The sequence below is a fragment of the Denitrificimonas caeni genome (genome assembly GCF_905120345.1).
Taxonomy (GTDB): Bacteria; Pseudomonadota; Gammaproteobacteria; order Pseudomonadales; family Pseudomonadaceae; genus Denitrificimonas; species Denitrificimonas caeni_A.
Genome location: NZ_CAJHOA010000003.1, coordinates 135,739 through 158,249, shown reverse-complemented (window position 1 = coordinate 158,249; position 22,511 = coordinate 135,739). Strand labels below are relative to the sequence as shown.

The window sequence follows — 22,511 nt, the reverse complement described above, 5'->3', positions numbered from 1 at the left end:
TGCACGGGAGCTTAGCCTGCTTAAGCTATCCCGCTGCACCTTTTACCGAAGAGGTCTGTAGCCATGCTGCTTAATCTGTTTAATGAAATGCGCGCCGCGAAAGTACCGGTTTCGCTGCGCGAGCTGTTGGACTTAATCAATGCGCTGAAACACAACATCGTGTTTGCCGATATGGATGAGTTCTATTATTTAGCCCGAGCGATTTTGGTTAAAGATGAGCGCCATTACGACAAGTTTGATCGCGCCTTTGCCGCCTACTTCAAAGGCATTGAGAACCTCGACCAGCATATTGAGGCTTTAATTCCGGATGAATGGCTGCGCCGTGAGTTTGAACGCTCGCTCAGCCCTGAAGAGCGTGAACAAATCAAATCACTGGGCGGCCTTGATAAGCTGATTGAAGCCTTTAAACAGCGTCTGGAAGAACAAAAAGGTAAGCATAAAGGCGGTAACAAATGGATTGGCACCGGTGGCACCAGCCCCTTTGGTTCCGGCGGCTATAATCCTGAAGGCTTTCGCCTCGGCAATGATGGCGAGCGCCAAGGTAAGGCGGTTAAGGTCTGGGAGCAACGTGAGTATAAAGATCTGGATGATCAAGTCGAAATTGGCACGCGTAATATTAAAGTGGCTCTGCGCCGTTTGCGTAAGTTTGCCCGCCAAGGTGCTGAGGATGAGTTTGATCTCAGCGGCACCATTGATCATACCGCGCGCGATGGCGGTCTACTCAATATCCAAATGCGCCCCGAGCGCCGCAACACGGTTAAATTGCTAATTCTATTTGATATTGGCGGCTCAATGGATGAACACGTGAAAATCAGTGAAGAGTTGTTTTCCGCGTGTAAAACTGAGTTCAAGCATCTGGAGTATTACTACTTCCATAACTTTATCTATGAAGGTTTATGGAAAAACAACTCACGCCGTTTCGAACAACGTATCGCCACGCAAGATGTGCTGAACACCTATGGTGCCGACTATAAAGTGATTTTCGTCGGTGATGCCTCTATGTCACCTTACGAAATAGCCCAACCTGGCGGCAGCGTTGAGCACTGGAATGATGAAGCGGGCTATGTCTGGATGCAGCGTTTTATGCACAAGTTTAAAAAGATCATCTGGCTCAACCCCTATCCAAAAAACGTCTGGGATTATACCCAATCCACCAAAATGGTTCGTGAGCTGATTGAGGATCAAATGTATCCCATGACCATTGAAGGACTGGAAGAAGGTATGCGGTATTTGGCGAAGTAAAAATCAGTTCTGTACATGTCGTGCTGTTTTTTCTGCGAACTGGACAACAACATCATAGGTCAACAAGCAGCGTGCTAGTGTCACGGTAAGCGTCGCCATGGATGGCGTAGCGCCCGACTTGGGGCGGGACGAAGAGTGATACTAGTGCGCTGCGTCATACGCGATGATCAAATAAAGAAAAAACTAACAACCTTGTGCAACAGTCTCGCCATTACGCCACAAGCGCCATTCACCCGGCGCATAAACGGTCCAGCGCTCATTGTCAGTCAACGGTTCAGTGGCCAACACAGTCACCACATCATTGGGCGTGGTTTCCGCATGAAAATCCACACTCATATCAGCATCTTTTAAGGTCGCTGGGCCAAAAGGTGCGCGGCGGGTGATATGCGCCAGCTTAGTACTGCAAAAACTAAACAACCAATCACCATTACTCAGCAAACAGTTAAATACACCTTTGCTACGGTATTCTTGACACGCTGCCACAATGACCGGTAACAACTGTTCAATGCTGCACTCACTGCTACACGCAGCACGCAAACGATTTAAAAGATCACAAAAAGCTGCTTCACTATCGGTATCGCCGACCGGCTGATACATCCCCACAGACGGAGTAAAATCAGCCATCTGCCCATTATGCGCAAAACACCAATTACGCCCCCACATCTCGCGCATAAAAGGATGAGTATTGGCTAAACTGACGATACCGACATTGGCCTGGCGAATATGACCAATGACCGTTTCACTTTTAATCGGATAACGCTGCACCAAGCGGGCAATTTCCGAATCAGCACTGGCTTGCGGGTCTTGAAATAAGCGCAAACCGCGCCCCTCGTAAAAACCAATCCCCCAACCATCACGGTGTGGGCCAGTACGTCCGCCGCGCTGCATCAACCCAGTAAAGCTAAATACCACATCGGTTGGGACATTGGCGCTCATCCCGAGCAACTCACACATAACATCGTCTCCTAGCGGCGCGCAACAAGAGCAGCGGGCTGATTATCTCGTTCTAAATTGAGCATTTGCTGCAAGGTTAACTCAGATTCCAGCTCTGGTTCTTGCGATGAATCCCGATGCGCAGAGCCTTGCCGTTGAGAGTCTTTATGGGCTTTGCGCTTCTTGCGCGTCAACAGCACTCGTAACATAATAAATACTGCATACACAGCAAAGACCATAGCACCATAAATCAATAAGTCAGCGACTGAACGCCACGCGTCATTACTGACTTTAAACAACAGATCCATCACCGTCATCGCAATCGCAGGCGCATAAAAATCACGCGAAGGGTCAACCACTGTTGGCGTAAATAAGATAATGGCGGCCAGTACGCGCAACGGCTCACGCAAATAACGCCACATCCATCCAGTAAAATAAAAACACGCAAGCAAACAGCCCAAAGCAGATACGGCATAAATGCCCCAAGCCAGCTGATAATCGTTTTCTGTCATGATATTTCAAAGCACTAGAAGGTTTAAAGAGACACCTATCATAACGATTTTTAAGATATTTAGCTTGAGTCGACAACGCCATGCCTGAATTCAGCACAGGTGTCAGTCAGACGTCGTTTGTTTGGCAAGACAATCTGCCCAGAACAACGACCTATTGATGCTGCAGCAACGCCCAGCGCACATGCTCACGGACCAATTCCGAAGGGTACTCAAGACGCGCTTTAAGTGCTTCCAATACAGGAATGGTCGAGGGTGCATTGCCCAAACCCACCGCCAGATTACGCAGCCAACGCTCATAACCGGTACGGCGAATCGGCGAACCTTGGGTACGGGTCAAAAACTGCTCCTCAGTCCACATAAACAACTCCGCTAAACTGCTGTTATCTAAAGCATGTCGTGGCTGAAAATCATCTTCTTGGGTGGGCTTAGCAAAACGGTTCCATGGACAGACCAACTGACAATCATCACAACCAAATACACGATTACCGATCAGCGGTCGCAGCTCTTCAGGAATCGCCTCTTTGAGCTCAATGGTCAGATAGGAAATACAACGCCGTGCGTCTAATACGCGCGCACCGACAAAGGCTTGGGTCGGACATACCTCTAAACACGCGGTACATTTGCCACAATGATCACGATCATTCGGCGTATCGATTGGCAAGGGTATATCAACAAATAACTCGCCGAGAAAAAACCAACTGCCGGCTTGGCGATTTAAGATCAGGGTGTTTTTCCCTACCCAGCCCAGCCCCGCTTTGCGCGCCAGCGGTTTTTCTAATACAGGGGCACTATCCACAAAAGCGCGGTAGCCAAATGGACCGATGCTTGCAGTGATTTTCTCCGCCAACTGCTGTAGACGCTTGCGGATCAACTTATGGTAATCGCGCCCCAGCGCATAACGCGAGATATAGGCCTGTTCAGGTTGCGCCAACAGCTGCGCCATTTGCGTATCGTCAGGTAGATAATCCATGCGTACAGAAATCACCCGCACGGTACCCGGCACCAATTCCGCAGGGCGCCAGCGCATACTGCCATGATCCGCCATATAGGCCATTTCACCATGATAGCCAGCGTCTAAATAAGCCTTCAGCCGCGCAGCATCGTCACTCAGATCGATATCGGTAATACCGAGCTGCTGAAAACCTAACTGTGCAGCCCAATCACGAATCGATGCGGTAAGTGCAATCAGATCAATCTGCGCCGATGACATTCAACTCCACCCCTAAAAATTGTTATACTATTACTTACTGATTAACCATTGGTGCAAATAATGATGACTCATAATAAGCCAGTGCGCAGTATATCTGCTGATAATCTTACACGCCTTGCTCCACGCGCAATGAATACGCACAAGGGCCAGTTGGGTCATGTGTTAGTGATTGCCGGCGATTTAGGTATGGGTGGCGCGGGCTTACTCAGCGCACAAGCAGCGTTACGTTGCGGTGCCGGTATGGTTAGCTTGGCCACTCGTGAGCAGCATATTAGTGCGGCTTTAAACCGTTTACCGGAAGTAATGAGTTGCGCTGTACGCTCCAGCGCTGAGCTGCGCGCACCCTTACAACGCGCCAGCGTCCTCGTCGTCGGTCCAGGTTTAGGTCAGTCATCTTGGTCGCGCGCACTGCTCAGCTGCGCCGCGCAACAGACCATACCGCAAGTATGGGATGCCGATGCCCTCAATCTGCTCGCTCAAGGTTTCTGTCACCTGCCTGAACACTGCATTCTAACCCCGCACCCCGCCGAGGCCGCACGCTTACTCAATATAAGCACAACACAGGTCCAATCGGATCGCTGCACAGCTGCATTGGCGCTGGCGCAACGCTATAATGCAGTTACCGTACTGAAAGGCCATCACTCACTGATTGCGACGCCGGCCGGTGAGCTATCCTGTGTTGAGCGTGGCCATCCAGTCATGGCAGGTGCAGGTTTTGGTGATGTACTCAGCGGAGTGATTGCCGCGCTCTTAGCGCAAGGTTTAACGGCTGACTCAGCAGCGTGTTTAGCCGTTTGGCTACATGCCTGTGCTGGCGAGCAACTGGCCAACCAAGGCCGCGGTCTAGTGGCCAGCGACATGTGCCAAGCTATTCGACAACTATTAGAGGAACACAGTCCATGTCAGGCGTAGAGTTATATATAGAGGATGAAGAGGCAATGACGCGACTGGGTCATGCTCTGGCTGAACAAACCGCAGGGCATGGTGTCTTGTTCCTAGAGGGCGATTTAGGTGCCGGAAAAACCACCTTATCTCGCGGCATCGTACGTGGTCTCGGGCATTCGGGGCCAGTAAAAAGCCCAACGTTCACCTTAGTCGAGCCTTATGAAATCGGTGAACTACGTGTATGGCACTTTGACCTTTACCGTTTAAGCGATCCTGAAGAATTGGAATACTTAGGAATTCGTGATTACTTTGCCGACGATGATCTGTGTTTAATCGAATGGCCCCAGCAAGGTAAAGGCTATTTACCGCAACCTGACCTCGAAATCACGATAAAAGCTCATAATACGGGGCGAATTGTGCGACTATTACCATTCAGTACACGCGGCAAAAGTTGGTGCGTTGCTTTGGCAACTCTAACTTAAACATATAGTGAGGATACCCGTGCGCATACAATCGTTACTAGCTGCTTTAGTTGTCTGTATTGTCTTACCTTTACAAGCGTTTGCAATGAGCCAAATTAACAGTGTGCGCCTGTGGCGTGCACCGGATAACACTCGCCTAGTTTTTGATCTCACTGGTCCTGTTGAGCACAGTGTTTTTACCCTCAGTGCGCCAGACCGTATCGTTATTGATATCAAGCAAGCCAAGTTACTGACCCAACTGAACAGTTTAACCGGTGGTAAATCACCCATCACACAAGTACGTACCGGTAGCCAAGGTCCAGATCAATTACGTATTGTTCTCGATATATCGTCACAAGTCAGCCCTAAAAGTTTCACCTTAACGCCAAATCAGCAATACGGTCACCGCCTAGTCGTCGACTTATTTGATAGCGTACCTAACACTACAGCGCCTATGGCTAATAACCCCGTGCGTCAGCCGGCTAGCGCACCAGCAGCCTCGCTGCCCAGTAAACTCTCACGACTACCCGCTTCGAGCAAACGCGATGTAGTGATTGCTATTGACGCTGGCCATGGTGGTGAAGACCCAGGCGCTATAGGGCCTGGTGGTATACGTGAAAAAAATGTGGTTTTGATGATTGCTAAAGAACTGCAACGACAAATCAATGCTGAAAAAGGCTTTAGAGCAGAACTGGTGCGCACCGGTGATTACTTTATTCCACTGCGTCGTCGCACCGAAATTGCCCGCAAGAAAGGTGCGGACTTATTTGTTTCTATTCACGCTGATGCAGCACCACGGGCGGCTGCATTTGGTGCGTCAGTGTTTGCTTTGTCCGACAGTGGCGCTACCTCAGAGACTGCACGCTGGTTGGCCGACAGTGAAAACCGTTCCGACTTAATTGGCGGTGCGGGCAATGTTAAGTTAGATGATAAAGACGCCATGCTCGCCGGCGTGTTGCTTGACCTGTCGATGACGGCATCTTTATCTTCAAGCCTTGATGTCGGCCAAAAAGTACTGAGCAATATGGGCCGCATCACCCCGCTGCACAAAAAGCGTGTGGAGCAGGCAGGCTTTATGGTACTCAAATCGCCAGACATGCCATCTATCCTTGTAGAAACAGGCTTTATCAGCAATCCGGGTGAATCGAAAAAGCTCGCCAATAGAAGTCATCAGCAAACCTTAGCACGCTCTATTCATTCGGGTATTCGCCAATTTTTCCAACAAAACCCACCACCAGGTAGCTATGTTGCTTGGCTGCGCGATTCAGGCAAACTCGCTATTGGCCCACGTGAACATGTGGTGCGCTCCGGTGAAACTGTCGCTTTATTATCACAGCGTTACCAAATCAGCCTTGCACAATTGCGCAGCGCGAACAAACTCAGCAGTGACGCTCTGAAAATAGGTCAGATCCTCTCCATACCGGCCACAACTTTAGCAGGACAATAATGACTGACGTACGTGCCATTCATCTACTGAGCCCGCGCTTAGCTAACCAAATAGCCGCCGGTGAAGTTGTCGAAAGACCCTCATCAGTTGCTAAAGAGCTGTTAGAAAACTGTCTCGATGCCGGTGCCAAGCGCATTGATATTGAGGTTGAACAAGGCGGCGTTAAGCGCTTACAAATTAGAGATGATGGTCATGGCATCGCCTCTGATCAACTACCACTGGCACTGGCTCGGCATGCCACCAGCAAGATTGCTATCTTAGAAGACTTAGAAGGCGTTGCCAGTCTCGGTTTTCGTGGCGAAGCACTCGCCTCAATCAGCTCCGTATCACGCTTGACCCTGACCTCACGCACCGCCGACGCCGAACAAGCCTGGCAAGTGGAAGCGGAAGGCCGAGATATGCATCCACGTGTACAACCCGCTGCGCATCCGGTTGGCACCACAGTTGAGGTGTGTGATTTATTTTTTAACACGCCTGCTCGACGAAAATTCCTGCGTACTGAAAAAACCGAATTTGATCATTTACAAGATGTGATCAAGCGTATGGCACTGGCACGTTTCGATGTCGCTTTTCACTTGCGCCACAACGGCAAAAGCATTCTTGCCCTGCACCCAGCGAATGATGAAGTCTCGCAAGCACGACGTATTGCTGCGGTGTGTGGTGATGCCTTTTTAGAACAAGCCATGCCGATTAATGTTGAGCGTAATGGTTTGCACCTGTGGGGCTGGGTGGGTTTACCGACGTTTTCCCGTAGCAAAGCCGATATGCAACACTTTTACGTCAATGGCCGCGTGGTCAGCGATCGATTAGTCGGCCACGCCATACGTCAAGCCTACCGCGACGTGATGTACGGTGGCCGTCAACCGGCTTTTGTACTGTTCTTAGAATTAGATCCCGCTACGGTTGATGTCAACGTACACCCCACCAAACATGAAGTACGCTTTCGGGAAAACCGCAGTGTGCATGATTTTCTATACGGCACACTGCATCGTGCAATTGCCGATGTACGCCCGGAAGATAAACTGGAGCCAGCCAGCACCCTCAACCTGCATGCGCAGCCTGCCGTTAGCGGTTTAGACGCCGGCGAGTTTGGTCCACAAGGGCATATCCCACTGAGCAATACGCCCAGCCCTGCACCTGCATTTCAACCCAATGCGCAACCGGCTAGCTTTAGCAAAAGCAGTTACGGTCAGCCGCCGATGCAGCCGACACGCGCGCCCGAGAAATATCAGGAGGCTTATCAAGCATTCGCCCAACCTTTGGATAATTTAGCTGAAACAGCGCAAGAAGAAATCCCACCGTTAGGCTTTGCCATTGCTCAGCTCAAAGGTATTTATATTCTCGCGGAAAACCAACAGGGCCTTGTTCTAGTTGATATGCATGCAGCGCATGAACGGGTGATGTACGAGCGTCTGAAGCTTGCGATGGCTAACGAAGGTTTACGCGGTCAACCGCTCTTGGTACCAGAAACTCTCGCGCTCAGTGAGCGCGAGGTCGATTGTGCAGAACAACATGCGCAATGGTTTACCCAGCTGGGTTTTGAACTGCAAGGCTTAGGACCAGAAAGCCTAGCGATTCGCCAGATCCCGGCCCTACTCAAGCAAGCCGATGCCGCCGAACTTGTGCGTGATGTCTTATCTGACTTAATGGAATACGGCAGCAGCGATCGAATTCAAGCGCATACCAATGAACTGCTGGCAACCATGTCCTGCCACGGCGCGGTGCGCGCCAACCGCCGCCTAACGTTGCTAGAGATGAACGCCCTCCTACGCGACATGGAAACCACTGAACGCAGCGGACAATGCAACCACGGCCGCCCTACGTGGACTCAGCTGGGTATGGATGAACTGGATAAACTCTTCTTGCGCGGTCGCTAAATCTGCCACGCAAATTAAGCCACTCGATGACATACTTTACAGATACAAAAAAGCCGATCAAAAGATCGGCTTTTTTGTTAAGACACTCGACTTACTGCATGCCTAGCTTCTTCTCAAGGTAGTGAATATTCACCCCACCTTTACAGAAACCTTTGTCATTCAACAAATCGCGGTGCAACGGTACGTTCGTTTTGATGCCATCAATAATGATTTCATCCAAAGCATTACGCATACGTGCCATCGACTCTTCACGTGTTGCGCCCCAAGTAATGACCTTACCAATCAGCGAGTCATAGTTTGGTGGCACGCTGTAGCCGCTGTATAGATGAGTATCAACGCGTACGCCATTACCACCAGGCGCATGGAAGTGCTTCACCTTACCGGGGCTTGGCATAAAGTTATCAGGGTCTTCTGCGTTAATCCGGCACTCAATCGAGTGGCCACGCATCACGATATCTTCTTGCTTAATAGAAAGCTTATTACCCGAGGCAATACTCAGCATTTCTTTAACAAGATCAACACCGGTGATCATTTCAGTGATCGGATGCTCAACCTGAATACGGGTATTCATTTCAATAAAGTAGAAGTTGCCGTCTTCGTAGAGGAACTCAAAGGTACCCGCGCCGCTATAACCAATATCGATACAGGCTTTCACGCAACGTGCATAGACACGTTGACGTGCTTCTTCATCGATAAAAGGTGCCGGTGCTTCTTCGATCACTTTTTGGTGACGACGTTGCAAAGAACAATCACGGTCACCTAAATGAATCGCATTGCCTTGGCCATCAGCTAAGATTTGAATCTCAACGTGACGTGGGTTGCCGAGGTATTTTTCCAAATACACGACTGGGTTGCCAAAGAATTGCGCGGCTTCGTTGCGCGTTAAAGTCGCCGCACGAATCAAGTCTTCTTCTTTATGAACCACACGCATACCACGTCCACCACCACCGCCAGCGGCTTTGATGATAACTGGGTAACCGACTTCGCGGGCAATCGCTAAAGCTTGCTCTTCATCTTTAGGCAATGCGCCCTCAGAGCCTGGCACGACAGGTACACCGGCGGCAATCATCGCTGCTTTAGCCGCGACCTTGTCACCCATCATACGAATCACTGCAGCACTCGGGCCCACAAAGGTAAAGCCAGAATTTTCAACTTGCTCAGCAAAGTCAGCATTTTCAGCTAAAAAACCATAGCCTGGGTGAATAGCGGTAGCGCCAGTCACTTCAGCGGCGGCAATAATAGCCGGAATATGCAAATACGACTGTGCACCTGGCGCTGGACCAATGCACACGGTCTCATCAGCTAAGGATAAGTGCATCAGTTCGCGGTCTGCAGTGGAATACACCGCGACCGTTTTAATTCCCAACTCTTTACAGGCGCGTAAAACACGTAGCGCAATCTCACCACGGTTAGCGATTAAGACTTTTTCCAACATTGTAAACTCCTAGGTCGTTAGACAATGGTGAATAAGGGTTGGTCATACTCAACCGCCTGACCATTATCGACTAGGATAGAATCAATCACGCCACCGACTTCTGCTTCAATGTGGTTCATCATTTTCATTGCTTCAACGATGCATAGCACATCGCCTTTTTTAATCGTCTGACCCACAGTTACGAAATCTTCAGAGTCCGGTGACCCTGCACGGTAAAAGGTGCCGACCATTGGTGAGCGCGCAACGGTGCCATTGTATTTAGGGCAAGAAGGTGCTGCATCAACTGCTGCAGGTGCTGCAACCGGTGCAGGAGCTGCTTGTGGCGCTGGCGCATAAATAGGTTGTTGCGCAATTTGTTTGCTGTGGCGACTGATGCGAACAGACTCTTCGCCTTCGTGGATTTCTAATTCATCAATGCCAGACTCTTCTAGCAGTTCAATGAGTTTTTTAACTTTACGAATATCCATCGACCTTGACTCCAAAATTGAGAGGTTATTATTTAATATGTTCAAATGCTGCGTCTAAAGCGAAACGGTAACCGCTAGCACCTAGACCGCAAATCACACCCACCGCCACATCAGAGAAGTAGGAGTGATGACGAAACTGTTCTCGCTTGTGCACGTTAGAGAGGTGCACTTCAAAGAATGGGATGCTCACAGCAAGCAACGCGTCACGCAATGCGACACTGGTATGAGTAAAAGCCGCTGGATTAATAATAATACAGTCAATTCCCTCATCACGAGCGGCATGAATACGCTCAATCAGCACATATTCTGCGTTGCTTTGTAAGTAACACAGCTGATGCCCCGCAGCCTGTGCTTGCTCAACCAAACCTTGATTGATTTGCTCTAGGGTTGTTGCGCCATACACGTCTGGCTCACGCGTACCCAATAAGTTTAAGTTAGGACCATGCAAAACTAAAAAAGAAGCCATCGAAAATTCTAACCTTAAAACATCAAGAATGAATATGCCTATTTTTGCAGGCATTGTCAGCAATTGCATATAAAAAAGCAGATTTTATTGATATAAATAAAAAACCCCGCCAAAGCGAGGTTAAAAGGAGGATCATCGACTACAGCACTATTGCACCGTTAAAAGACGTATTGCACACGCAAACTGATGCCATCACCACTGTCATCATTGGCCGCATTGGCAACTTGATCAGCATTCACTGTTAGATAGTTTGCCGATACTTTTATCGAGTCATTGGCATACCAATTCATACCCAACGTATGGACTTTAGCTTTAGTGTCATAAAAACGGCCAGAGGTATCCAGGTCAGCATCAGTAACGGTTAAATGATCGTAGCGATACACCAACTCCCAGGCTCCGATGTGCTTGTTACTCGGTTTGATACTGTCAAACTTCCCCCCCGCCAACTTATAACCGCGCGCCTCACCGGTCAAAGTATAGGCAAGCTGCACGTTATACCCATCCACCTGCCGATCTTTCATTATCGAGCCTGATTTTGCAGTAATATTACGACGCAAATATTCGCTTTGCGCCGAGAACGGACCCAACGCATACGCGGCTTCTAAGCCCCAAGCACTATCATTATCAAACTGCCCCGCTCTGCTACTGGCAAACGTTGGACGGTTACCATTTTTAGTGTCTTCAGTCGTGCCGCGTACCCCTAGGCGTGAGCGTATACGCCCATCAAAGTCCTCGGTACTACGCTGCGCATAACTCAGTCCAAAATGCAAAACATTACCCGCCTCAGCCATGGGTGCAATCACACCACGCAGATTGTAGGTATTATTGTTATTGCCATTGGCGTCTTCGTTGTTTTTAGCTCGATTGATGCCAGCCGAACCATAAAACATGCTGACGGTACCACTCACCTGTACGCCCATACCGTCTTGCTTATCATTAACCCAATCACCCGCGTCATAAATAATCGAGCGTTCAATGGTGCTAATCCACTTAGAACTGGTAGCCTTTTCCAAACCAAAATCAGGATCAAAACGACCAACTTTTAGCTGCACAGGCTTGAAGCCTGCATAAGCAATAGAAGCTTCATCCCACTTACTGCTGCCGTCTTCGGCAAAATTCAGCTTAAAAGCATATTGCCAATGATGGTAAGCATTACCGGATAACTCTAACGTGGCTCGACGAAAATACGCCTCGTTAGCGCTCTTACCGTTCTTCGTATAAATACCATCAAACTGGTCAAAGTCAGCTTGAATACGACCGCCCAACTTAAATGAAAAAGACTTATCAACCGCAGCCGCTTCAAAGCCACCTTTGGTTTTGATAGTGATATCAGGGCCATCGGTTATCACTGAGCCTGCCGAAGCATGTGCTGAAACCAGTAGAGCTAGAACACTAGCAGCAGAAGCGCTGTAGGCACCTGCATTTTTTTGCGTGCAAATCATTGAGAACTCCCCTTATATTGGCAAAAACACAGTGCGGTGTAAGGCATTGTGTTACAGGGGATATTGGCAAGGGCTGATGACAACTGGGTGACTAAAACATGACGTTTAGGTGACAGTGCAGCTAAAAACAGTCCAGTGAATGCACTGCATAAGCCGGCTCTTCGTAGGGATGCGCAGCCTTAAGAGCAGCAACAGTTGATTTAATATGCGCTGCATCAACCACCAGCTCAACGCGCCACTCAGCGACTTTTTCTAACTGGTTTTGCTGCCCTATAAACGGCTGACTACCAGCCATCGGTTGAAACTGTCCTTGGCCGAGCACCTGCCAGCAGCAGTGTTTATAATCACCAATAGTGCCAGCACCAGCAGCAAATACAGCGGCTTTAACGGTTTCTAAATGCGTTTCAGGAACATAAAAAAACAAACTGTACATAACCTTCTCCATAGCTGTACGCGTAGTCTATGGATGAGTATTGTACAAAAACGCTCTATAATCGAATCAAATTTATCCTGGAGAGTAACCCTGTGATAGCACCGCGCTTTGCACCACTGGTTTTTGCTATTTTGATGTCGATCTATATGGTAACAGCAATGACTTTTGTGATTACTTGGGCGAATACGGGTATTAGCGAGGGCTTTACACTGCGCTGGTTTAGAGCCTTTTATATTGCTTGGCCGATCGCTTTCACCCTGATTATGCTTGGTGCGCCGCGTATACAAAGAATTGTTGCTAAACGCATCAAGACGCTCGCTTAAAAGCCAGTATAACAACGCCTGCAGTTCAAGTGACGGCAGGCGTTATGATACTTTTTAGCACTTACGCAAAATAACACTGCCGATTGAGTAGCCAGCACCAAATGAGCTCAGCACACCAATCGCACCGGCGCTCAGATCATCTTGATGTAAATGCAGCGCGATCACTGAGCCTGCTGAGCTAGTATTGGCATAGGTATCTAGAATCACTGGCGCTTCAGATGCGCTTGCGTCACGACCCAACAACTTACGAGTAATCAGCAAATTCATATTCAGATTGGCTTGATGCAGCCAAAAACGCTGCACGTTTTGTACATCAATTTGGTTACTGTCTAGGTGCTCAGCAATTAAGCTGGCAACCATTGGGCAAACTTCGCGGAAAACTTTACGGCCTTCTTGCACAAATAGCTTATCAACGGCGCCAACGCCTTCGTCAGCACAACGATTGAGGTATCCAGCGTTATTACGGATATTATTGGAAAACTGAGTCACCAGCTTAGTACTCACAACTTCCCACTGATGTTTAGACAGCGCAAGCTCTGCGTCTTCTAAAATCACGGCGGTGCACGCATCGCCAAAAATAAAATGGCTATCACGATCGCAGAAGTTCAGGTGACCCGTACAAATCTCAGGGTTGACCATCAAGATTGCACGCGCTTGACCGGCTTGAATAGCATTGACTGCCGCTTGCATACCAAAGGTCGCCGACGAACAAGCAACGTTCATATCATAGGCAAAACCTTCAATACCTAAAGCGGCTTGCACTTCAATCGCGACGGCAGGATAAGCACGCTGCAAGTTTGAACAGGCAACAATAACGCCATCAATATCAGCGGCGCTGCGACCCGAGCGCTGCAACGCTTCTTTAGCGGCAACCATAGCCATCTCACAGAGAATCCCCCACTCATCATTGGAGCGCTCAGGAATCCGTGGTCTCATGCGCTGAGGATCTAAGATGCCCGCTTTATCAATCACAAAGCGACTTTTAATTCCCGAAGCTTTTTCAATAAAGGCTGAACTTGATTCAGGTTTAGCTTCAATTTCACCGCTAGCAATTTCTGCCGCATGTTCAGCGTTAAATTGCTGAGACCAAGCATTAAACGCTTCAACCAACTCATCATTGGAAATACTTTGGGCAGGGGTAAATAGGCCTGTGCCGCTGATTACAACTTTCTTCATGGTCAATCCTCGAGATAAGCCGCGCAGCGTGCGGCGGTGTTGACGCTGCCCAATATCCGCAGGCAACACTTAATCAATAAAATACAGTATAGACTGACATCGTCACGCTTTAAAAGCTTGAGTGACGACGCTAAAAGCGCGTCAAAAGGCAGCGATCAATACTTCTCTCTGCTCGACATTGAGACGTGTCGTTGTTGACTAATCAACAGCGACAACACGTAATTCTTTGGGCATGGAGAAAGTGACATTTTCCGGACGGCCTTCCAACTCTTCAGTCATTTGCGCACCCCAGCCACGCAAACACTCAATCACCCCTTGCACCAACACTTCTGGCGCTGAAGCACCAGCAGTGACGCCAACCACAGCATGCTCAGAAAACCATTCAGGTTTTAAATCTTCGGCACCATCAACCAAATAGGCTGGTGTGCCCATACGATCAGAGAGCTCGCGCAAGCGGTTGGAGTTCGAACTGTTAGGACTGCCAACGACTAAAACCACATCACAGACGCTCGCCAGTTCCTTGACTGCATCTTGGCGGTTTTGTGTGGCATAGCAAATATCGTCTTTACGTGGTCCACTGATTGCTGGAAAGCGTGTTTTTAAGGCATCAATAACACGGCTGGTATCATCCATCGACAAAGTCGTTTGCGTAACGAAGGCTAAGCACTCAGGTACTTTGACCTGCAAAGTCGCCACATCGGCCTCATCTTCCACCAGATAAATATGTCCACCATGACGCGGGTCATATTGCCCCATGGTGCCCTCTACTTCTGGGTGACCAGCATGGCCAATCAACACGCACTCACGTCCTTCATTGCTATAGCGCACAACTTCCAAATGCACTTTAGTCACCAACGGACAGGTCGCATCAAAGATTTTCAAACCACGACGTTCGGCTTCATCGCGCACCGCTTTAGAGACACCATGCGCACTAAAAATAACGATATTGTCATCCGGTACTTGATCCAGTTCCTCCACAAATACCGCACCACGTGCACGTAAATCTTCAACCACAAACTTATTGTGCACCACTTCATGACGCACGTAGATCGGCGGCTGGAAAACCTCTAACGCACGGTTAACAATTTCAATGGCTCGGTCAACACCGGCACAGAAACCACGTGGATTTGCTAGTTTAATGCGCATCAATACCGCCTTCTACAGTTACAGGGTGCTGTTTTGCACCGTAATGATTGCCACATCAAAGGTGATGACTTTTCCGGCTAGCGGATGGTTAAAATCAATGGTCACTTGTTGATCGTTAAAGGCTTTAACCACGCCAGGCATTTCACCGCCAGCGGCATCTTTAAAGATCACCAGTACACCATAATCCAACTCCATATCATCAAACTGGCTACGCGGCATAGTCTGTACATTTTGCTCATTGGGTATGCCAAAGCCTTGCTCTGGGAGGATTTCAAAGCTGCGCTGATCGCCGTCTTTAAGGCCAAATAAGGCTCGCTCAAAACCAGGTAATAAGCTGCCATCACCAATAGTAAAGGTCGCGGGATCTTTGTCAAAATTGCTATCGACCACATCACCACTGTCAAACTTCAAAGCAAAGTGCAAGGTTACTTTGCTGTTTTGTCCAATACGTTGTTCACTCATTGCTCTGCGCTCCAGTTACAGCATTGTTTGCTGGTTTATTGCCGCGAAACATATCTAACGCGAGCATCACGGCGCCCACCGTAATAGCACTATCGGCAATATTAAAAGCTGGAAAATACCACTCGGTTTTCCAGTGCACTAAAATAAAATCAACCACATGTCCTAAGACGACGCGATCATATAAATTACCAATCGCCCCCCCTAAGACCAACGCTAAAGCAATCGCCAGCCACGTTTCATTGGCCTTAAGTCGTTTCAGCCAAACCACTAACACCACACTAACCGCCAAAGCGATCACGGCAAAAAACCAACGCTGCCAACCGGCTTCATTGGCTAAAAAACTAAACGCCGCGCCACGGTTATAGGCTAAGGTCCAGCTGAACAGATCGGGAATCAGCACAATCTGCTCATACATATTAAGATTAGCGACAAACCAATGCTTACTGATCTGATCTGCCGCAATCACGACTAGACTGATCCAGAGCCACGCCAGCTTGCCAAAACGTGCCGCCATTAGCTTGCACTCCCATCGGTCACGTACAAGTTACGCATAGTGACGCACTTCACCTTTACCATCCAGGTTATCGGCACAACGCGCACAAGCCTCAGGATGTGCTGCGACTGAGCCAACATCGGCACGGTGGTGCCAGCAACGCGCGCACTTAGGCTGTTCAGACTTACTGATATGTAGTTTTAGACCTTCCAGTTCTGTGTCCACTGCATCGACAGGGGCTTGGGCTAAATCAGCCACTTGCGCGGTTGAGGTAATCAGTACAAAGCGCAGTTCATCGCCTAAACGATTGAGTTTTTCCGCCAACGTCGCATCCGCGTACAGCGTCACTTGCGCTTGCAAGTTACCGCCAATCACTTTGGCGTTACGCTGATTTTCTAACTCTTTATTGACGGCAACTTTAACCGCCATCAGCTCAGTCCAGTAAGCGCTGCTTAATGTGTTATCGGCCGGCAGACGCGATAAGCCTTCATACCAAGTATTAAGGATCACTGATTCATTACGCTCACCGGGGATATGCTGCCAAATCTCATCGGCAGTAAACACCAAGATTGGCGCAATCCAGCGCACCAAGGCTTCGGCAATATGGTACAGCGCAGTCTGGCACGAACGACGTGGCAAGCTGTTCTCACCCGTGGTGTATTGGCGGTCTTTAATAATATCTAGATAAAAACCACCCAACTCTTGCACGCAGAAGTTATGCACTTTTTGATAGACATTATGGAAACGATACTCGTCATAGGCTTGAGTGATTTCATCTTGCAAACGCGCTGCAGCATCAACCACCCAACGGTCCAGCTCAATCATTTGCTCAGCAGGCACACAGTCGGTCGCTGGATTAAAACCATCCAAGTTCGACAATAAGAAACGCGCGGTATTACGGATCCGGCGGTAAGCATCAGCACTGCGCTGCAAAATAGTGTCAGAGACAGCCATTTCGCTAGAGTAGTCTGCAGACGAAGCCCACAGCCGTAAAATATCAGCACCTAAACTATTGGTGACGGTTTGTGGCGCGACAACGTTGCCCAACGATTTAGACATCTTGCGGCCTTTCTCATCCACGGTAAAACCATGAGTGAGCAAACCACGGTAGGGCGCGTGACCATCAATCGCACAACCTGTCAGCAAGGATGAGTGGAACCAGCCGCGGTGTTGGTCTGAACCTTCCAAATACAAGTCAGCACGCGGCCCGTGTTCATGCCCTAATGGGTGCGAACCACGTAACACGTGCCAGTGCGTAGTACCGGAGTCAAACCAGACATCAAGAGTATCGGTGACTTTATCGTAATCAGCCGCTTCGGCACCCAGCAACTCAGCTGGATCCAGTTTAAACCAGGCTTCGATGCCTGCTTTTTCAATACGCTGCGCCACCTCTTCCATCAATTCGACTGTGCGCGGATGCAGCTCACCAGTGGCTTTATGCAAGAAAAATGGAATCGGCACGCCCCAGTTACGTTGACGGGAAATACACCAGTCTGGACGGCCAGCAATCATATTATGTAAACGGGCTTTACCCCAAGATGGAGTGAACTCTGTTTCCTCAATGGCCGCTAATGCGCGAACACGTAAAGTTTCACCTTGCTCGGGTTGTTTATCCATACCAACAAACCACTGCGCCGTAGCACGGTAAATCAGTGGAGTTTTATGACGCCAGCAGTGCATGTAGCTGTGCTCTATCGTCTCATGCTTAAGTAATGCACCCACCTCTGCAAGCTTCTCAACGATACTGGCATTAGCTTTCCAAATAAACTGACCGCCAAAAAATGGCAGATCGGTCACATAGACACCATTACTTTGCACTGGGCTGATAATGTCATCATTGCTCATGCCGTAGCGTTTACAGGTGTAGAAGTCATCTTCACCATAAGCAGGCGCAGAGTGAACGATACCGGTACCGGCATCCAGCTCAACATAATCCGCCAAATAAACTGGCGCGACACGCTCATAGAATGGATGGTTAAACTCTAAAAGCTCTAAAGCTTCACCCTTGGCACGAGCAATCACTTCGCCTTCGAGGCCGTAACGCGCCAAGCTTTCTTCAACCAACGTATCAGCCAGCAGCAAAATTTTATCGCCGACGTCGACCAGCGCATAAATTGCTTCGGGGTGCACGTTCAGTGCTTGGTTACCTGGAATAGTCCATGGCGTAGTGGTCCAAATCACGATTTGTACGTTTTTAGTAATGTCTGGCAAGGCAAAGGCGTGTGCCAGCTTGACTAAATCAGCGCTGTTAAAGCCCACATCAATGGCTTCTGAGCGTTTGTCTTGGTATTCAACTTCCGCTTCAGCCAAGGCCGAGCCGCAGTCAAAGCACCAGTTCACGGGTTTCAGACCTTTAAAAACAAAACCACCTTCAACCATTTTCGCTAATGCACGCACTTCACCAGCTTCGTTGGCAAAATCCATAGTTTTATACGGATTATCCCAGTCGCCCACCACGCCTAAGCGAATAAACTCAGCTTTTTGACCTTCAACCTGCTCACCAGCATAGGTACGACACAACTCACGCACTTTATCAGCCGGTAAGTTTTTACCGTGGGTGACTTCAACTTTGTGTTCAATCGGTAGGCCGTGACAGTCCCAACCGGGCACATACGGCGCATCAAAACCAGCAAGGGTTTTACTGCGCACAATCATATCCTTAATGACTTTATTCACCGCATGACCAATGTGAATATTGCCGTTTGCATACGGAGGGCCATCATGCAGAATAAAACGAGGCCGACCTTCGCCAATCTGACGCATTCTCTGATACAGGTTAATGCTATCCCAGTGCGCCAGCATTTGCGGTTCACGGGTGGGGAGGCCTGCCTTCATCGGAAATGCCGTTTTCGGCAGGTTAAGCGTCGCTTTATAGTCGGTCATGTTGGTTCCAAGTCACTCATTAAAGGGTGTGAAAATGCTGCCAAAGTGTTTTTGCCTGCGCGATATCCGCAGCAATTGCCTCTTGTAGTTGAGGCAGTGATTCAAAACGCTGCTCATTACGTATCTTCTTCAGGAACGTAACAGCAAGGTGCTGGCCATATAAATCGCCAGAAAAATCTAATAAATGCACTTCTAAATGTGCTTTTTGTCCACTATCCACAGTTGGGCGTGTGCCTATATTAGCAACTCCAGGCACCTGTCGCCCACTGTGCAGTTTTACTGAAACTAAGTACACACCATGCAAAGGCGCGCGATGGCGATTAAGTTGCACATTTGCAGTCGGTGCGTTTAAGGTGCGTCCCAATTGTTTACCATGCATGACACGGCCATCAATACTGTAAGGTCGACCCAACAAGCGCCGCGCCAAACTAAAGTCAGCATCCGCCAAAGCAGCGCGCAGCCAAGTGCTACTCACTCGTTGACCGTCGATTTCTACCGTAGCAGTGGGTTCCACGCTAAAACCACAGCGCAGCCCTGCGTCTTGTAAAAATGTAAAGTCGCCGGCGCGATCACAGCCAAAACGAAAATCATCGCCGACTTGCAAGTGCTGAATACCTAGAGCATCAATCAGTACGCTCTGGACAAAATCTTCGGCACTGAGCTGGCGAAAGCGTTTATTAAAAGCAATACATAAAACCTGATCAATGCCCGCGTCGCGAAACAACTGCAGTTTATCGCGCAATCGAGTTAACCGTACTGGCGCTGTCTCAGGATTAAAAAACTCCCGAGGCTGCGGCTCAAAAACAATCACACAACTGGGTAAATTAAGACGCGCGGCACTATCACGCAGACGCGTTAATATCGCCTGATGTCCAAGATGGACACCATCAAAATTACCAATAGTGGCAACACACCCATGATGTGTTGGAGAGACATTGTGTAAACCGCGAACCAACTGCATATTTTATATCTTGCCAACAAAGACTCTGATTATACCCACAGCAAAGGCATTGACGCACCTTTAGTCCATTTAACGGCGTAGATGACGCATTCGAATGCCGCTGGCGAACAAGGTAACCGCAAACACTATAATCCCGCCAGCCACCAACAACGTCACTTCCCAGACGCGACGCTGCCAGCCCCACGCAAACCATTCACTACTCGGCTCATTGAGCCACAATACTAGCGCTAACATCGCTGCACACGCAGCCAATAAACGTAAAATAAACAGCGTCCAACCCGGCGCAGGCTTATACACACCAGCACGGTACAGACCCCGCAACAGCAAACCGGTATTAAGCATACTGGCTAACGAGGTCGCCAATGCTAAACCCACATGCTGTAACGGCCAAATCAAGATTAGGTTGAGCACCATATTGACCACCATACAAATAATGGCAATGCGCACCGGCGTTCTTAAATCCTGACGGGCAAAGAAGCCCGGCGCCAACACTTTAATTAACATAAAGGTCAGCACGCCCAGTGAATAGGCTTGTAATGCTCCTGCCGCTTGAGTGACATCCGTCGCGGTCATCGCACCATAGAAGAACAATGTCGCAATCAAAGGCTCAGCTAAAATAGCCAAGGCCAACGCCGCAGGCACACCGACCAGCAACACCATACGCAGCGCCCAATCAATGGTGTTGGAAAACTCTTCAGGTTTAGCGGTGGAATGATGGCGCGATAACGCCGGCAAAATCACTGTACCAATGGCGATACCAAACGCACCTAAAGGTAATTCCGATAAACGATCAGCGTAGTACAGCCAAGAGACACTACCTGTCTGCAAGAACGACGCTAGCACCGTATCCAAGAGCAAGTTGATCTGACTGACCGACACACCAAACAAGGCCGGCAGCATCAGCAGCATGATCCGTTTTACCCCAGGATCATCGGCCACGACTCGCGGTCGTGGTAACAAACGCATTTTCCACAAGAATGGCATTTGAAATAACAGCTGCGCAACACCGGCAATAAACACACCCCAGGCCAAGGCCATCACCGGCTCAGCAAAGTAAGGAGTTAAAAATATCGTCGCGCCAATCATCGAGATATTCAACAGCACTGGAGTAAAGGCCGGTACCGCAAAACGACCGTAACTATTCAGAATCCCGCCACAAAATGCCGTTAACGAAATCAGCAATAAATACGGAAAGGTAATGCGCAGCAACTCACCGGCCAATTGCATTTTACTGGGTTCATCGTGGAAGCCAGGGGCAAATAACATAATTAAATACGGCGACATCACCACACCCAAGGCAGTGAGTGCGGTTAAAATCAAACCCAACATAGCGGCGGTACGATCCACCAGCTGCTTAACCTCGGCGAATGAGCGTTGCTCTCGATACTCGGACAACACTGGCACAAAGGCTTGGGCAAAAGCACCTTCAGCAAATAAGCGGCGCAAAAAGTTAGGTATCTTAAATGCGACGAAGAATGCATCCGCTGATGCGCCTGAGCCAAAGTAGCTAGCAACCACCATATCGCGCACCATACCTAAGATACGCGAGAGCAATGTCATCACGCTGACCACTGCACTGGAACGTAAAAGGCTGGAGGTTTTTAGTTTTGTTGGTGTATCAGCAGCGTTGCTCATGGTGCACTCTTCCAAATTAAGCGCACAAGTTTAGTCGCTTGCTCAAGGGGATACCATAAAGATTGCAGAGAAAGCATGCATTCTGCACTTCGTCTGCGTATACTTATGCGCGGTAACTTGCTGTGCGAATAAATTTGTGCACTCTTAAAGTGTTTCTCTGTGTATTCGAAAACAGCAACTTGACAATCCATTAATTTAGCTGCATCATTCGCGGCCTATTTTGATACATTCAACTAAAAGTTTTCGAGGAGTACGACGTGGCCAACAGCCCTTCTGCCAAAAAACGCGCTAAACAGGCTGATAAGCGTAGCGACCATAATGGTAGCCTACGTTCTATGGTGCGTACCTACATCAAAAATGTAGTTAAAGCCATCGAAGCTAAAGATTTAGAAAAAGCACAAGCTGCTTACAAATTGGCTGTTCCTGTTATCGACCGTATGGCCGATAAAGGCATCATCCACAAAAACAAAGCTGCTCGTAACAAAAGCCGCCTGAATCAGCACATCAAAACGCTGAGTCAAGCTGCCGCTTAATTGCGATAGCATGTTTAATAAAGAACCGGCTTAGGCCGGTTTTTTATTGTCTAAAATTCATAACAATACAACTTCTGCTACAACTCAGC

At 48.8% G+C, this 22,511-nt stretch carries 22 protein-coding genes; 7 read left to right on the top strand and 15 right to left on the bottom strand.

Going from position 1 to position 22,511, the window contains the following annotated elements:
• The first annotated feature begins 63 nt into the window (after window positions 1-63).
• Window positions 64-1,242 carry a vWA domain-containing protein gene (locus tag JYJ62_RS06875; protein ID WP_205341473.1) on the top strand — a complete coding sequence of 393 codons (1,179 nt, stop codon included), beginning with the start codon at window positions 64-66 and terminating at the stop codon, window positions 1,240-1,242.
• A gap of 183 nt (window positions 1,243-1,425) precedes the next feature.
• On the opposite strand, the gene JYJ62_RS06870 is transcribed toward JYJ62_RS06875, so the two are convergent.
• The 3 genes from JYJ62_RS06870 to queG all read right to left on the bottom strand — a co-directional run bounded on the left by JYJ62_RS06870 (window position 1,426) and on the right by queG (window position 3,897).
• Entirely contained in the window at window positions 1,426-2,196 is a 771-nt protein-coding gene (locus tag JYJ62_RS06870) for a class II glutamine amidotransferase (protein WP_205341472.1), read from the bottom strand.
• Window positions 2,197-2,207: 11 nt separating this feature from the next.
• Entirely contained in the window at window positions 2,208-2,687 is a 480-nt protein-coding gene (locus JYJ62_RS06865; RefSeq protein ID WP_205341471.1) for an MFS transporter, read from the bottom strand.
• Window positions 2,688-2,838: 151 nt separating this feature from the next.
• Window positions 2,839-3,897: a tRNA epoxyqueuosine(34) reductase QueG gene (gene queG / locus JYJ62_RS06860; protein WP_205341470.1), complete on the bottom strand. Its 1,059-nt coding sequence runs from the start codon at window positions 3,895-3,897 to the stop codon at window positions 2,839-2,841.
• A 60-nt stretch (window positions 3,898-3,957) separates the two neighbouring features.
• Between queG and JYJ62_RS06855 the strand changes: the two genes are divergently transcribed.
• The 4 genes from JYJ62_RS06855 to mutL are packed head-to-tail and all read left to right on the top strand — an operon-like array spanning window position 3,958 to window position 8,567.
• Window positions 3,958-4,809 carry an NAD(P)H-hydrate dehydratase gene (locus JYJ62_RS06855; protein WP_205341469.1) on the top strand — a complete coding sequence of 284 codons (852 nt, stop codon included), beginning with the start codon at window positions 3,958-3,960 and terminating at the stop codon, window positions 4,807-4,809.
• On the top strand, window positions 4,797-5,264 hold the full coding sequence (tsaE, locus tag JYJ62_RS06850) for a tRNA (adenosine(37)-N6)-threonylcarbamoyltransferase complex ATPase subunit type 1 TsaE (protein WP_205341468.1): 468 nt from the start codon (window positions 4,797-4,799) through the stop codon (window positions 5,262-5,264). Before JYJ62_RS06855 ends, tsaE begins: the two co-directional genes overlap by 13 nt.
• A 19-nt stretch (window positions 5,265-5,283) precedes the next feature.
• Window positions 5,284-6,690, top strand: coding sequence for an N-acetylmuramoyl-L-alanine amidase (locus JYJ62_RS06845; RefSeq protein WP_269751401.1), 1,407 nt, complete (start codon window positions 5,284-5,286; stop codon window positions 6,688-6,690).
• The gene (gene mutL / locus JYJ62_RS06840) at window positions 6,690-8,567 is read left to right on the top strand and encodes a DNA mismatch repair endonuclease MutL (RefSeq protein WP_205341466.1); all 1,878 of its coding nucleotides are present in this window, start codon (window positions 6,690-6,692) and stop codon (window positions 8,565-8,567) included. Before JYJ62_RS06845 ends, mutL begins: the two co-directional genes overlap by 1 nt.
• Window positions 8,568-8,658: 91 nt before the next feature.
• On the opposite strand, the gene accC is transcribed toward mutL, so the two are convergent.
• From accC to JYJ62_RS06815, 5 genes are all read right to left on the bottom strand, one after another.
• Entirely contained in the window at window positions 8,659-10,002 is a 1,344-nt protein-coding gene (gene accC, locus JYJ62_RS06835; RefSeq protein WP_205341465.1) for an acetyl-CoA carboxylase biotin carboxylase subunit, read from the bottom strand.
• A gap of 17 nt (window positions 10,003-10,019) precedes the next feature.
• Window positions 10,020-10,469 carry an acetyl-CoA carboxylase biotin carboxyl carrier protein gene (gene accB / locus JYJ62_RS06830; protein WP_205341464.1) on the bottom strand — a complete coding sequence of 150 codons (450 nt, stop codon included), beginning with the start codon at window positions 10,467-10,469 and terminating at the stop codon, window positions 10,020-10,022.
• Between the two features lie 28 nt (window positions 10,470-10,497).
• The gene (aroQ, locus tag JYJ62_RS06825; RefSeq protein ID WP_205341463.1) at window positions 10,498-10,935 is read right to left on the bottom strand and encodes a type II 3-dehydroquinate dehydratase; all 438 of its coding nucleotides are present in this window, start codon (window positions 10,933-10,935) and stop codon (window positions 10,498-10,500) included.
• A gap of 158 nt (window positions 10,936-11,093) precedes the next feature.
• Window positions 11,094-12,377 carry an OprO/OprP family phosphate-selective porin gene (locus JYJ62_RS06820; RefSeq protein WP_205341462.1) on the bottom strand — a complete coding sequence of 428 codons (1,284 nt, stop codon included), beginning with the start codon at window positions 12,375-12,377 and terminating at the stop codon, window positions 11,094-11,096.
• Between the two features lie 121 nt (window positions 12,378-12,498).
• Window positions 12,499-12,810 (bottom strand): NGG1p interacting factor NIF3, encoded by a 312-nt coding sequence (locus tag JYJ62_RS06815; protein WP_205341461.1) that lies wholly within the window; start codon window positions 12,808-12,810, stop codon window positions 12,499-12,501.
• Between the two features lie 92 nt (window positions 12,811-12,902).
• On the opposite strand from JYJ62_RS06815, the gene JYJ62_RS06810 reads away from it, so the two are divergent.
• Window positions 12,903-13,133, top strand: a complete 231-nt coding sequence (locus JYJ62_RS06810) for a DUF2798 domain-containing protein (RefSeq protein WP_205341460.1) — start codon at window positions 12,903-12,905, stop codon at window positions 13,131-13,133.
• A 54-nt stretch (window positions 13,134-13,187) separates the two neighbouring features.
• Here JYJ62_RS06810 and JYJ62_RS06805 read toward each other — a convergent pair whose 3' ends face one another.
• From JYJ62_RS06805 to murJ, 7 genes are all read right to left on the bottom strand, one after another.
• Window positions 13,188-14,309, bottom strand: coding sequence for a beta-ketoacyl-ACP synthase III (locus tag JYJ62_RS06805; protein ID WP_205341459.1), 1,122 nt, complete (start codon window positions 14,307-14,309; stop codon window positions 13,188-13,190).
• A 198-nt stretch (window positions 14,310-14,507) separates the two neighbouring features.
• Entirely contained in the window at window positions 14,508-15,455 is a 948-nt protein-coding gene (gene ispH, locus JYJ62_RS06800) for a 4-hydroxy-3-methylbut-2-enyl diphosphate reductase (RefSeq protein WP_205341458.1), read from the bottom strand.
• 18 nt (window positions 15,456-15,473) lie between these two features.
• A complete protein-coding gene (fkpB, locus tag JYJ62_RS06795; RefSeq protein ID WP_420042821.1) occupies window positions 15,474-15,917 on the bottom strand; it encodes an FKBP-type peptidyl-prolyl cis-trans isomerase in 444 nt (147 codons plus the stop codon).
• Window positions 15,910-16,431, bottom strand: coding sequence for a signal peptidase II (lspA, locus tag JYJ62_RS06790; protein WP_205341457.1), 522 nt, complete (start codon window positions 16,429-16,431; stop codon window positions 15,910-15,912). The genes fkpB and lspA overlap by 8 nt, the downstream gene beginning before the upstream one ends.
• Before the next feature lie 30 nt (window positions 16,432-16,461).
• Entirely contained in the window at window positions 16,462-19,293 is a 2,832-nt protein-coding gene (ileS, locus tag JYJ62_RS06785; protein WP_205341456.1) for an isoleucine--tRNA ligase, read from the bottom strand.
• Between the two features lie 19 nt (window positions 19,294-19,312).
• On the bottom strand, window positions 19,313-20,254 hold the full coding sequence (ribF, locus tag JYJ62_RS06780) for a bifunctional riboflavin kinase/FAD synthetase (RefSeq protein WP_205341455.1): 942 nt from the start codon (window positions 20,252-20,254) through the stop codon (window positions 19,313-19,315).
• 69 nt (window positions 20,255-20,323) lie between these two features.
• Window positions 20,324-21,889, bottom strand: a complete 1,566-nt coding sequence (murJ, locus tag JYJ62_RS06775) for a murein biosynthesis integral membrane protein MurJ (protein WP_205341454.1) — start codon at window positions 21,887-21,889, stop codon at window positions 20,324-20,326.
• A 257-nt stretch (window positions 21,890-22,146) separates the two neighbouring features.
• Here murJ and rpsT point away from each other — a divergent pair, with 257 nt between their 5' ends.
• Complete coding sequence (gene rpsT / locus JYJ62_RS06770; protein WP_205341453.1) at window positions 22,147-22,422, top strand: 30S ribosomal protein S20; 276 nt, start codon at window positions 22,147-22,149, stop codon at window positions 22,420-22,422.
• Window positions 22,423-22,511 lie beyond the last annotated feature (89 nt).

Coding starts and splice junctions, on each gene's coding strand:
- ribF (WP_205341455.1), bottom strand. CDS start 20,254: ATGCAGTTGGTTCGCGGTTTACACAATGTCTCTCCAACACATCATGGG.
- mutL (WP_205341466.1), top strand. CDS start 6,690: ATGACTGACGTACGTGCCATTCATCTACTGAGCCCGCGCTTAGCTAAC.
- accB (WP_205341464.1), bottom strand. CDS start 10,469: ATGGATATTCGTAAAGTTAAAAAACTCATTGAACTGCTAGAAGAGTCT.
- ispH (WP_205341458.1), bottom strand. CDS start 15,455: ATGCGCATTAAACTAGCAAATCCACGTGGTTTCTGTGCCGGTGTTGAC.
- JYJ62_RS06820 (WP_205341462.1), bottom strand. CDS start 12,377: ATGATTTGCACGCAAAAAAATGCAGGTGCCTACAGCGCTTCTGCTGCT.
- JYJ62_RS06870 (WP_205341472.1), bottom strand. CDS start 2,196: ATGTGTGAGTTGCTCGGGATGAGCGCCAATGTCCCAACCGATGTGGTA.
- lspA (WP_205341457.1), bottom strand. CDS start 16,431: ATGGCGGCACGTTTTGGCAAGCTGGCGTGGCTCTGGATCAGTCTAGTC.
- JYJ62_RS06815 (WP_205341461.1), bottom strand. CDS start 12,810: ATGTACAGTTTGTTTTTTTATGTTCCTGAAACGCATTTAGAAACCGTT.
- JYJ62_RS06855 (WP_205341469.1), top strand. CDS start 3,958: ATGATGACTCATAATAAGCCAGTGCGCAGTATATCTGCTGATAATCTT.
- JYJ62_RS06875 (WP_205341473.1), top strand. CDS start 64: ATGCTGCTTAATCTGTTTAATGAAATGCGCGCCGCGAAAGTACCGGTT.
- aroQ (WP_205341463.1), bottom strand. CDS start 10,935: ATGGCTTCTTTTTTAGTTTTGCATGGTCCTAACTTAAACTTATTGGGT.
- murJ (WP_205341454.1), bottom strand. CDS start 21,889: ATGAGCAACGCTGCTGATACACCAACAAAACTAAAAACCTCCAGCCTT.
- JYJ62_RS06805 (WP_205341459.1), bottom strand. CDS start 14,309: ATGAAGAAAGTTGTAATCAGCGGCACAGGCCTATTTACCCCTGCCCAA.
- accC (WP_205341465.1), bottom strand. CDS start 10,002: ATGTTGGAAAAAGTCTTAATCGCTAACCGTGGTGAGATTGCGCTACGT.
- tsaE (WP_205341468.1), top strand. CDS start 4,797: ATGTCAGGCGTAGAGTTATATATAGAGGATGAAGAGGCAATGACGCGA.
- fkpB (WP_420042821.1), bottom strand. CDS start 15,917: ATGAGTGAACAACGTATTGGACAAAACAGCAAAGTAACCTTGCACTTT.
- JYJ62_RS06865 (WP_205341471.1), bottom strand. CDS start 2,687: ATGACAGAAAACGATTATCAGCTGGCTTGGGGCATTTATGCCGTATCT.
- ileS (WP_205341456.1), bottom strand. CDS start 19,293: ATGACCGACTATAAAGCGACGCTTAACCTGCCGAAAACGGCATTTCCG.
- queG (WP_205341470.1), bottom strand. CDS start 3,897: ATGTCATCGGCGCAGATTGATCTGATTGCACTTACCGCATCGATTCGT.